The 11,882-nt window shown below is 53.4% G+C and carries 10 protein-coding genes and 1 riboswitch; of the genes, 8 read left to right on the top strand and 2 right to left on the bottom strand.

The window, feature by feature from the left end:
• Positions 1-3 precede the first annotated feature (3 nt).
• From mdtD to F7Q90_RS11200, 7 genes are all read left to right on the top strand, one after another.
• The gene (mdtD, locus tag F7Q90_RS11230; protein ID WP_006119886.1) at positions 4-1,404 is read left to right on the top strand and encodes a multidrug transporter subunit MdtD; all 1,401 of its coding nucleotides are present in this window, start codon (positions 4-6) and stop codon (positions 1,402-1,404) included.
• Entirely contained in the window at positions 1,401-2,789 is a 1,389-nt protein-coding gene (gene baeS, locus F7Q90_RS11225; protein ID WP_006119887.1) for an envelope stress sensor histidine kinase BaeS, read from the top strand. The genes mdtD and baeS overlap by 4 nt, the downstream gene beginning before the upstream one ends.
• A gap of 6 nt (positions 2,790-2,795) precedes the next feature.
• Positions 2,796-3,503: an envelope stress response regulator BaeR gene (gene baeR / locus F7Q90_RS11220; protein WP_006119888.1), complete on the top strand. Its 708-nt coding sequence runs from the start codon at positions 2,796-2,798 to the stop codon at positions 3,501-3,503.
• 116 nt (positions 3,504-3,619) lie between these two features.
• Positions 3,620-4,996 (top strand): prephenate-dependent tRNA uridine(34) hydroxylase TrhP, encoded by a 1,377-nt coding sequence (gene trhP / locus F7Q90_RS11215; RefSeq protein ID WP_033740520.1) that lies wholly within the window; start codon positions 3,620-3,622, stop codon positions 4,994-4,996.
• A gap of 230 nt (positions 4,997-5,226) precedes the next feature.
• A complete protein-coding gene (yegS, locus tag F7Q90_RS11210) occupies positions 5,227-6,126 on the top strand; it encodes a lipid kinase YegS (protein WP_006119890.1) in 900 nt (299 codons plus the stop codon).
• Positions 6,127-6,281: 155 nt separating this feature from the next.
• A complete protein-coding gene (locus tag F7Q90_RS11205; protein WP_044242198.1) occupies positions 6,282-7,742 on the top strand; it encodes a mannitol dehydrogenase family protein in 1,461 nt (486 codons plus the stop codon).
• Between the two features lie 50 nt (positions 7,743-7,792).
• Positions 7,793-8,479 carry a GntR family transcriptional regulator gene (locus F7Q90_RS11200; RefSeq protein WP_006119893.1) on the top strand — a complete coding sequence of 229 codons (687 nt, stop codon included), beginning with the start codon at positions 7,793-7,795 and terminating at the stop codon, positions 8,477-8,479.
• A 28-nt stretch (positions 8,480-8,507) separates the two neighbouring features.
• On the opposite strand, the gene thiD is transcribed toward F7Q90_RS11200, so the two are convergent.
• A complete protein-coding gene (thiD, locus tag F7Q90_RS11195; RefSeq protein WP_006119895.1) occupies positions 8,508-9,308 on the bottom strand; it encodes a bifunctional hydroxymethylpyrimidine kinase/phosphomethylpyrimidine kinase in 801 nt (266 codons plus the stop codon).
• On the bottom strand, positions 9,305-10,093 hold the full coding sequence (gene thiM, locus F7Q90_RS11190) for a hydroxyethylthiazole kinase (protein WP_006119896.1): 789 nt from the start codon (positions 10,091-10,093) through the stop codon (positions 9,305-9,307). The genes thiD and thiM overlap by 4 nt, the downstream gene beginning before the upstream one ends.
• 34 nt (positions 10,094-10,127) lie before the next feature.
• A riboswitch (TPP riboswitch) is annotated at positions 10,128-10,224 on the bottom strand.
• 913 nt (positions 10,225-11,137) lie between these two features.
• Between thiM and F7Q90_RS11185 the strand changes: the two genes are divergently transcribed.
• Positions 11,138-11,809: a DEAD/DEAH box helicase family protein gene (locus F7Q90_RS11185; RefSeq protein ID WP_167387059.1), complete on the top strand. Its 672-nt coding sequence runs from the start codon at positions 11,138-11,140 to the stop codon at positions 11,807-11,809.
• The last annotated feature ends 73 nt before the right edge of the window (positions 11,810-11,882 follow it).

Genomic DNA, 11,882 nt, shown 5'->3' with positions numbered 1-11,882 from the left:
ATCATGCAGAGCGTCACGGTCCGCTGGCAGTTGTGGATTGTTGCCTTTGGTTTTTTTATGCAGACGCTGGACACCACCATCGTCAACACGGCGATCCCGTCCATGGCGCACGATCTGGGCGTGAGCCCACTGCATATGCATTCGGTGATTGTGGCCTATGTGCTCACGGTGGCGGTGACGCTGCCGCTGAGCGGCTGGCTGGCGGACCGGTTTGGCGTGAGAAATATCTTTTTTAGCGCGATTGTGCTGTTCAGCGTGGGATCGCTGTTGTGCGGCCTGTCAGGCACGCTGAATCAGCTTATCATGGCGCGTGTGATTCAGGGGATTGGCGGGGCCATGATGGTGCCGGTAGGACGGCTGACGGTAATGCGCATTGTACCGCGTGACCAGTATATGTCTGCGATGACCTTTGTCACCCTGCCCGGCCAGATTGGGCCGCTGCTGGGGCCCGCACTGGGCGGTGTGCTGGTGGAATATGCCAGCTGGCACTGGATTTTCCTGATTAACATCCCGGTCGGCATCATCGGTGCCGTCGCCACGTTGAAGTTACTGCCGAACTACGCGATGCCGCCGCGACGCTTTGATTTTGTCGGGTTTGTCCTGCTGGCCGACGGAATGGCTACGTTAACGCTGGCGCTTGACGGTCAACGCAGTAGCGGCGGCTCTGCCTTGTTACTGGCCGCGATGATCCTCATCGGCACCGGCTCTCTTCTGTTTTATCTGCTGCATGCGCGCCAAAACGACAGTGCGCTGTTCAGCCTGAAGCTGTTCGACAACCGCATTTTCTCTATTGGCTTACTCGGTAGTCTGACTGGCCGCATCGGCAGCGGCATGTTGCCCTTTATGACGCCGCTGTTCTTGCAAATCGGCATGGGCTTCAGCCCGTTTCATGCCGGCTTGATGATGATTGCCATGGTGCTGGGCAATATGGGCATGAAGCGTGTGGTTGTCAGCATTGTTAACCTGTTTGGCTATCGCAACGTGCTGGTGGGTTCAACAATAGGCCTGGCGCTGGTGGTCTTGCTGTTTCCACTGGTGGCGATGCTCGGCTGGACAGTCATGCTGCCGCTGGTGCTGTTTCTGCAAGGCATGGTGAATGCGATTCGCTTCTCTTCGATGAACACGCTGACGCTCAAGGATCTACCCGATGACCTGGCCTCCAGCGGCAACAGCCTGTTATCGATGATCATGCAGCTCTCAATGAGTATTGGCGTAACCGTGGCGTGCCTGCTGCTGGGCGCGTTTGGTCATGCAACGTCCGGGGAGCAGGGTTTAAGCCATCAGGCGTTTATCTGTGTTTATCTCTGTATGGCGCTGATCATTATTCTGCCTGCGCTGGTGTTCTGGCGGGTTCCGAAAGAGATGAGTAAAAGCGTCGATCTGCGACGTCGGAGAAGTGAATGAGATCGTTCCTGCATTTTGGCATCGGTGCCAAATTATTCATGGCCATATTCTCCACCTGCATGCTGGTCCTGATTACCATGCACTGGGGCGTCCGGCTCAGCTTTGAACATGGCTTTGTCGACTATATTAAACGCGGGAATGAACAGCGGCTGAATTTGCTGGGTGCGGCGCTGGCCGATCAGTATGAACAGCATGGCGACTGGGATTTTCTGCGTAATAACGACCGGCTGATCTTCTCTATGCTGCGCTCGCTGGAGCAAAACCCGGACAGCAGTAACCAGTTACCGCCTCACGGCTGGCGCACCCAGTTCTGGGTACTCGATCAGCACTACAAAGTGATGGTCGGCCCGCGCTCACAGGTTCCCCCGGAAGGGATACGTCATGATATTACGCTCAGTAATGGTAAAGTCGTGGGCTGGATCATCAGCTCGCCGCCAGAGCGCCTGACGCGCAGCACCGATATCAATTTTGATCAGCAGCAGCGACGAACCAGCTGGTATATCGTGGGCCTCTCTACTCTGCTTGCCGCCCTGGTCACCTGGCTGATGGCGCGGGGCTTGCTGGCACCGGTGAAAAGACTGGTAGACGGTACGCATCATCTGGCAGCGGGGAATTTAGCCACACGGGTTAAGGTTGACAGCCAGGACGAACTGGGCCAGCTGGCCCATGACTTTAACCTGCTGGCCAGTTCGCTGGAGAAAAATGAAAGTATGCGTCGGGCCTTTATGGCCGACATCTCGCATGAACTGCGCACGCCACTGGCGATTTTGCGCGGTGAGCTGGAAGCCATGCAGGATGGTGTACGTAAACTCACGCCAGACGCGATTACCTCTCTGCAAAGCGAAGTGGCGCTGCTGACCAAGCTGGTGGATGATCTGCACCAGCTTTCGCTCTCTGACGTCGGCGCACTGGCCTATCGCAAGCAGGCCACCGATTTGGTGCAGCTTATTGAGATCAGCGCAGGCAATTTTACCGAGCGCTACCGTAGCCATGATTTAACCCTGAAGCTCGACATGCCGGATGACGCGCCGTTTTTTGGCGATCCTGACCGACTGATGCAGTTGTTTATTAACCTGCTGGAAAACAGCCTGCGTTACACCGATGCCGGCGGCGAAGTCCGGGTGCGGCTCTGGTATGACGCGCCCTACTGGCACGTCACCGTAGAGGACAGCGCGCCCGGCGTGGAAGGCGATCAACAGGCACAAATATTTGAGCGTTTTTTCCGCACAGAAGGTTCGCGCAATCGCGCCAGCGGCGGCTCTGGCCTGGGGCTGGCCATCTGTAAAAACATTGTTGATGCCCACGGTGGCAGCATCAGCGCCTCGCATGCGGATTTAGGTGGGCTGAAAATCGCGCTACAATTGCGTTATGTTCCTCCCGTTTAGAAGATTATGAACCGGGAAAACACTTACCCGCTAATCCTTGTGGTTGAAGATGAACCCAAGCTGGCACAGCTGATGATTGATTACCTTGAGGCTTCTAACTATCGCACGCATCATCTGGCGCACGGCAACGCGATACTGGACTACGTTAAACAGACGCCGCCCGATCTTATCCTGCTGGATTTGATGCTGCCGGGTAAAGATGGCCTGACGCTGTGCCGTGAGATTCGCCGTGATTCCGACTTGCCGATTATTATGGTGACCGCGCGCACGGAAGAAATCGATCGCCTGCTGGGCCTGGAGATTGGTGCGGATGACTATATCTGCAAGCCATTCAGCCCACGCGAAGTGGTAGCGCGGGTCAAAACCATTTTGCGCCGGGTGAAGCGATCTCCCGAAGAAGCGCCCGTCGCGTCTTTGCTGAAAGTTCATGAAAGCCGCTTTCAGGCCAGCTGGCGTGATGAGCCGCTGGATTTAACGCCCGCTGAATTTCGTCTGCTGAAAACGCTGTCCCTTGAACCGGGAAAAGTCTTCTCCCGTGAACAGTTGTTAAACCATCTCTACGACGATTACCGGGTTGTCACCGACCGAACCATTGACAGCCATATCAAGAACCTGCGCAGGAAACTGGAAAGCCTGGACAGCGAACAACCCTTTATCCGCGCGGTATATGGCATGGGCTATCGCTGGGAAGCCGATGTCTGCCAGTTGATTTAGATTGACCCAGATCAATTTACTTCCGTTTTCACCCTGCCTACAATTCCGCACCTTTTGCAGGGTTTCCCCCTGCACATGTCGCCCAGGCGACATGCTGACCTGACATCAGTGAGCACATCATGAAACCCGAATTACTTTCCCCCGCCGGAACGCTGAAAAACATGCGTTACGCGTTTGCCTATGGGGCCGATGCCGTCTATGCCGGCCAGCCGCGCTACAGCCTGCGGGTACGCAATAACGAATTCAGCCATGAAAACCTGGCGAAAGGCATTAACGAAGCCCACGCGCTGGGTAAAAAGTTTTATGTGGTGGTGAATATCGCCCCGCATAACGCCAAGCTGAAAACCTTTATTCGCGACTTAACGCCGGTAATTGAGATGCAGCCCGACGCGTTAATCATGTCCGATCCTGGCCTGATCATGCTGGTGCGTGAGGCGTTTCCGGCCATGCCCATCCACTTATCTGTGCAGGCTAACGCCGTAAACTGGGCAACGGTGAAATTCTGGCAGCAAATGGGCTTAAGTCGGGTGATTTTATCCCGCGAGCTGTCGCTGGAGGAGATCGCCGATATTCGCGAGCAGGTGCCGGACATGGAGCTGGAAGTATTTGTGCACGGCGCACTGTGTATGGCGTACTCCGGGCGCTGTCTGCTGTCGGGCTACATGAATAAACGCGATCCTAACCAGGGAACCTGCACCAACGCCTGCCGCTGGGAATATCAGTTGCAGGAAGCCAGACAAGATGACGTCGGCAACATTGTTGAAATTCATCAGCCGGTCAGCGTACAGGACGTGACGCCTACATTGGGCATTGGGCAACCCAGCGACAAGGTGTTTTTGCTGGAGGAGAAAATGAAACCCGGCGAAATGATGAGCGCCTTTGAAGATGAACACGGCACCTACATCATGAACTCGAAAGATCTGCGTGCCGTGGCGCACGTCGAGCGCCTGAGCCAGATGGGCGTTCACTCGCTGAAAATCGAAGGTCGCACCAAATCCTATTATTACTGCGCCCGCACCGCACAGGTTTATCGCAAAGCCATTGACGATGCGGCGGCAGGTAAACCGTTTGATTCTGCCCTGCTGGAAACCCTGGAAGGCCTGGCACATCGCGGCTATACCGAAGGTTTTTTGCGTCGTCACACCCACGACAGCTACCAGAATTACCAGACCGGCTACTCTGTCTCAGAGCGCCAGCAGTTCGTCGGGGAGTTCAGCGGTGAACAGCGCGAGGGCTGGGCGGAAGTACGGGTAAAGAATAAATTTGTTCTGCATGACAGCCTGGAGATCATGACGCCGTCCGGTAACCTGATCTGCACCCTTGATGCCCTGCAAAACAGCCGTGGAGAACCGACAGAGGTGGCCCCGGGAGACGGGCATCGCGTCTGGATGAAAGTGCCGCCGGAGGTAGATTTGCGGTTTGCCTTGCTGCTGCGTAACTTTGCGCCAGGCCAGAACACTCAGGATCCGCATGCCGCTCACGCCACGGCCTGACAAAATTTGTCAAAAGCAAGAACAGGATCACAGACGGCTCGGTTTTACTGAACTATAGTGCTGCCTGCTACCAATGAGTAACAATTATCAGCAGCAGTAACTGGATCCACCTCATTCACCCGCCCGGCTCCCCCGTGCGGGTTTTCTTTTTTCTCCCTTTCGCCAATCATTTTTCTCTTCCGGCTATGCTATAACCACTAACTACGCTTTCGATCTCCAAGGAACAGATAATGGACAAACAATCGCTTACGCTGCTAATCCTGAATGGTAAAGGCGCAGGTAATGACGATCTCCGTGAAGCGATCACGAAGCTGCGCGCCGAGGGCTTTAACATAGCCGTGCGCGTGACGTATGAAAAAGGAGACGGTGAGCGTTACGTGGAAGAAGCCCTTGAACTGCAGGCGGAAACCGTAGTGGCGGGCGGCGGTGACGGCACCGTCAACGAAATCGCTACCGCACTGGCGTCGGTCAACGCGGATGAGCGCCCGGTTCTGGGGATTCTGCCGCTGGGCACAGCGAACGATTTTGCCACCAGCGTCGGCATTCCTGAAGAGATTGAGCACGCCTTGCGCCTAGCTATCCAGGGTAAAGCCTGTGATATCGACCTCGCCCGCGTTAACCAGCATCACTATTTTATTAATATGGTGACCGGAGGATTTGGCACGCGCATTACGACCGAGACGCCGGAAAAACTCAAATCCGCGCTGGGCGGCGTGTCCTATTTTATTCATGGGTTGATGCGCATGGACACGCTTAAACCGGACAGTTGTGAAATTACCGGGCCCGGTTTTAACTGGCAGGGCGATGCGCTGGTCATCGGCATCGGCAACGGTCGTCAGGCCGGAGGCGGTCAGCGTTTATGCCCGTCGGCGTTGATTAACGATGGCCTGCTGGACGTCAGCATTGTTACCGCGCAGGAGTTGCTGCCTACCCTGCTGCATTCCCTGACCGGCGATGAAGAGAATCCCGGCATCGTTTCTACGCGCTTATCGTCCCTGACGATTCGCTCACCGCATGAAATGACCTTTAACCTGGATGGCGAACCGCTGACAGGCCAGTCATTTACCATCGATATCATGCCGGGCGCGTTAAGCTGCCGCCTGCCGCCGCAGTGTGCCCTGCTGAGTTAATTCTCACGGGAGCCCTGGCTCCCGGCCTTAATGTAAACAGTTCGTGATTACATTCACAATTCCGCTACTTCAACTTGTATGGTAGTAGCGGGACGCGTAATTTTTCATCCTTAATGCCAGCATGGCCTGCCGTCCGTCTGCCACAAGGATGCTTTATGCTACACATCGATCACCTTCCTGCGGATGTTCATCTGCCCGCCTATGACCGTCGCCAGCTTAAAACCCGTATAGTGCATATCGGCTTTGGTGCCTTTCATCGCGCTCATCAGGCCTTGTGCACGGATAAACTGGCCGAACAGGGTAGCGACTGGGGAATCTGCGAGGTTAACCTTAACAGTGGCGAACTGATTCAGGCACTCCGCCAGCAGGACTTTCTCTATACGTTGACCGAAAAAAGTGACGACGCCGTGAAAACCCGGGTCATTGGGGTGGTTACCGCGGCACTGCACGGCAAAACGGACGGCATTGATGCCGTGATTACGGCCCTGTGCCAGCCGGACGTGGCGATTGTGTCGATGACCGTGACGGAAAAAGGCTATTGTCACCTGCCCGCCAGCGGCAATCTCGATCTGCAACATGCGGATATCGTGCATGACCTGGCGCACCCCGCACAGCCCCGCTCGCTGCCCGGATTGATTGTCGCCGCCATCCGCCGTCGACGCGATCTGGGTTTAGCGCCTTTCAGCGTGATGTCCTGCGATAACATGCCTGAAAATGGCCACGTCACACGGAATGTGGTGACGCAGCTCGCCCGGCAGCATGATGCGTCGCTGGCGGACTATATTCAGCACAACATCACCTTTCCCTCCACCATGGTAGATCGCATTGTTCCGGCAATGAATGAGGCCGCCTTTGACGCGTTACGTGCCCGTATTGGTTCGTCCGATCCGGTGGCCGTTGAGGCTGAACCTTTCTTTCAGTGGGTGATTGAAGACCATTTTGTCAGTGGCCGACCTGACTGGGACAAGGCCGGTGCCGAACTGGTGGAGGATGTGCTGCCGTTTGAGCAAATGAAGTTGCGCATGCTCAATGGCAGCCACTCCTTTCTGGCGTACCTTGGTTACCTTGCGGGTTATGAACACATCAGCGATTGTATGGCTGACGACGCATTCCGGGCGGCTGCACGTGCGCTGATGGTTAACGAACAGGCGCCGACGTTAACCACGCAGGGGGTGGATCTACCGGCTTATGCCGACGCCTTAATCGCTCGCTTTGCCAACCGCGCTATCAGACACCGCACTTACCAGATTGCAACCGATGGCACCCAGAAACTGCCACAACGCTTTCTCGACAGCGTGCGCTGGCATCTCGCTAACGGCACACCCTGCCCGCTGCTGTTGCTGGGCATTGCCGCCTGGATGCGCTATGTCGGTGCGGTCGATGAAAAAGGCGAACCTATAGCGATCCGTGACCCACTTAAAGCCCAGCTGGCCACCTGTGTGGCAGAAAGTGCGGAAGGTCAGGAGCGGGTGCGGGCCTTACTGGGCCTGAAAACCGTTTTCGGCGAGGATCTGGCGGATAATACAGCCTTTGTTGACGCGCTCTCCGCCTGCTATATACAGTTGACGAAAGTGGGGGCACGGGCGGCCGTGCAACAGGCCATCGCACAGGGCTAAGGCGTTTTAACGCGCTGGCGAAATCGGGTTAATGTTAACAGGGACAGAACATGACACTTTCCTACACCATCACGACAAGTGAACCGGTCAATCAGCAGATTTACCGTTATCTACGCAAAGATATCGTCACCTGCGTCATTCAGCCGGGCGCTTTGCTGTCGGAAAAAGAGGTTTCCGCCCGTTTTCATCTCTCTCGCCAGCCGGTACGTGAGGCGTTCATTAAGCTGGCAGAAGCCGGTCTGGTACAAATCCTTCCACAGCGCGGCACCTTTGTGCGTAAGATTTCAGCGAAGCTGGTTGAAGATGGACGCTTTATCCGGGAAGCGGTAGAACTGGCCGTGATACGCCGCGCAGCGCGGGAAACAAGCCAGCGCGGACTGATGGCGCTGGAGCATAATCTGCAGCTCCAGCGCATCACTGCCGCCCGGGGCGACAGCCAGATGTTTTTCAGCCTGGACGATGAATTCCATCGTCTGATTGCGGAGAGCATCGACTGTATGCTGGCATGGGAAACCATTGAAAACATCAAGGCGACGATGGACCGGGTGCGCTATCTCACCCTGAATCAGGTCGCGCCCGCTGAAACGCTGATCGAACAACATGAAGCCGTTTTTGCCGCCCTGAAAGCGCGCGATGCGGACCAGGCAGAAACCGCCCTGCGTCACCATCTGCAGGCAATGATGTTTTCGCTCGCGCCCGTGATCAGGCAAAACCGTGACTGGTTCGAGGCTGAGTAGCGCGCCGTACAATCGCTGAGCGAAGCCGTTACCACCACTGATGAAAATGATGCACAGGTCCAGTCCCGTGGCCCACCTCCAGCGAATCGGCTGTCAGCAGGGCCTGTTGTAGCCAGGTTTTGGCTTCATTAACCGTCTCCGCCCAGTCACTGTGCCGTGGACGCAGGGCCGCCAGCGCAGCAGACAGCGTACAACCGGTACCGTGCGTATGGCGCGTCTTCACCCGAGGCGTGCTGAACCGTTGCCGCCCCGCTGGCGTGATCAGCCAGTCAGGACTTTCGCCATGATCCAGATGTCCACCCTTCATCAGCACGGCCTGACAACCCAGCGCCAGAAGGGCATCGCCCTGCGTCAGCATCTCGTTCTCATTGCTGGCCATACGGCATTCGAGCAGCGCGGCGGCTTCGGGCAGATTAGGTGTGATCAGTGACACCTGTGGCAACAGGCGCTCGCGGACACAGGCAATGGCATCAGGACTCAGTAAGGCATCGCCGCTCTTGGCCACCATCACCGTGTCCAGCACCACAAACGGGATTGCCCGGCGCTGCAAGCCAGCCGCCACCCGCTCCACGATCGCCGCGTCGGACAGCATGCCAATTTTTGCACTGTCGATGCGCACGTCATCAAGAACGGAATCCAGCTGCGCGCTGACAAAATCAGGATCAATACGGTACACCGACTGTACGCCACAGGTATTTTGCGCCACCAGGGCCGTAATCACGCTGGTGCCGTAAGCGCCCAGTGCGGAGAAGGTTTTCAGGTCGGCCTGAATCCCGGCACCGCCGCTGGGATCGGTACCGGCAATCGTTAAAGCATTGATGCGTTTCACAGGGTGGCCTCCAGTGTCCAGAGCGCGTCCAGAAACGCCGGTGCAAAGCTGCCCGGCCCGGTTGATGCCTGTGCGGCTTTCTCTCCGGCCAGTGCCATCACCCGACAGGCGCTGGCGATATTGACCAGTCTGTCACCCGGCAGGCTGGCAAAGGCGGCGACGACCGCAGACAGCGCACAGCCGGTGCCGACCACCCGCGTCATTAAGGGCGATCCGCCGACAATCGACAGGGTACGCATTCCGTCGGTGGCATAATCCACCTCGCCAGTGACCACCACACAGGTTTGATACTCACGCGCCAGTTGTTGGGCGGCCAGCAGGGCGCTTTCGGCGGCGTGCTGGCTGTCCACGCCACGTCCGCCGTCAGCCTGCTGGGCCAGCGCCAGAATCTCGGAAGCATTGCCGCGAATCACGGCAGGCGACTGCATCAGCACCTGCTGACAAAACCGGTTACGCAACGTCAGTGCGCCCACCGCCACCGGGTCCAGCGTCCAGGGCGTGCCTGCCAGATTAGCCGCCTCGATTGCCGCGGCCATGGCCTGCTGGCGTTCGTGCGTTAATGTGCCGACATTGATTAACAGTGCATCCGCGATACCGCTGAACTGCGGTGCTTCCTCGCGATCGATGACCATGGCAGGTGACGCGTTCAGAGCAAGCAGGACATTAGCCGTGAGCATTTGCACCACATCATTGGTCATGCAGTGCACGAGCGGTGACTGACGGCGAAACTGTTGCAGGATGGGCGCGCATTGCGCATCAGAAAGATGGTGCGGTTGATGTGTCATCAGAACTCCCAACCGGCGGACAAGAAGGCGAATGCGGTCAGGCATCAGACTTCCCTACGCTGGCATTATCCAGATCAGGTAATACGGGTTTTTCTCAGCCTTCACAAAGAAGGGCACCCCGAGTCATGTAGATTACATTTCTTTATTAATTAGTGAGTTATGTAAGTTTACCTGTTTGTATAAGGTTGTTTTTACGAATCTCACTATTGAGCATAGTACCCCAGCCTGTACCCCATTTTGTACCCCACAGGAAAACAAAAACCTTGATTATTCTTTACCCATGTAAAACGGTTATAGTTAGAAACTATGGACAGAATTAATCATTATTATCGCCAAATGAAGTTTTGAATCATGTTTAGAAAAATAAGTAGATACCCTACTTTATTCATTACTTACCGCTATTTAATTACCTTCAACAGGAATAATCTGTTGAGACAGTAATTAACTGTTATTTTCTCATGAAACAAGTTTTTTTTGTGACCTATACTAAAATCTGAAAACCAAATCTTATACACATAGGTATTAAAATGAAAGTAAAAGATAATTTAGAAAATTAAATATTATCTAATCAAAAAAGACTGGAAGAAGAATATGATGAAGCGATGTATTTCAACAATTCCCCACCAGATATGAGTATTGTTGCAACAAAATGGCTGCAACAATATCTTAGCAAAAGAAAAAATTATGGAGAATAACAATTGAAGAAAAGGGAAATACGTACCAATAGAAAGACGCTGAATAAATCAGTTCGTAAAAAAACAATTTCATCAGAAATATCACTTACTTTTGATCAATATGAAAACATTCTATGTAGCGATATGACCTCAGCACGAATATGTAACATATTAAAAGTGCGATTACCAAAAGGATACATAGAGAAGCTAAGAAGTAACAAACTCACGAAATACAAAAACTGGTATCAAAAAGTAAAACTTAAGAATTTACACCGCCCCCAGTTAACCAACTAATCTATCACCTCAAAAAAAGGCCGACTCACTCGCATGAATCGGCCTTTCTAAATTTATCAATATGGAGCGTATACAAATGATTAATCCTACATCTATTTTTACCAAGTTTAAGTATGTATCTGCTGAGTGTGGTTCAGGGAAAACTACTTCATTATGTAATATGATCAATCGGGTACTTAACACTAAAGGCAGTACTGAAAAATTTATTATCGTACAAAACACACAGAAACTTGCAACAGATACATCTAAAAAATTTGATAGATCTAAATTACTGATTAGTGATTTAATGCCAAGAGGTAAAAATGTCATTAATACAGTACTGGATTTCCTCAAAACACCAGTTGAGCGAGTTCTCATTATTAGTGATAAAACATTTTTTAGAATTCCCACAGATATGTTAACTGGGTGGCAAATCTGGCTTGATGATGTGACTAATTTTCATTCATTCAAAAATATTAATGACGATAATCAGAGAATCAAAGATATTATATATCATGATCTGATGCAGGAGCATGAGATTGTCGATGATGAAAAAAGGCTGTACTTAACAGCGAAAAAGAAAGCGGTAAAAGGTGATTTAATGAACAAAATCGCCCAAGAACTTTCTGTTATAGCTGAGAATGATATTTTCATCATGAATAACGATTACTTTGTCGATCCAGAGAAAGTGCAATTGAGTATTCTTGGATGGAAAGTAAGCGTCACATTTAAACCGTCTGTGCAGCGGGCTCCGGTTCCGGGAAAATAGTGTCCATCATTTTTTAATGGACACTATCGCGTGAAACACCGGACATGGCTCCTTGAGGCGCTTCGCCTCCATT

It is taken from the genome of Pantoea stewartii subsp. stewartii, assembly GCF_008801695.1.
GTDB classification, from domain to species: Bacteria; Pseudomonadota; Gammaproteobacteria; order Enterobacterales; family Enterobacteriaceae; genus Pantoea; species Pantoea stewartii.
This window is presented reverse-complemented; position numbering and strand designations above follow the sequence as displayed.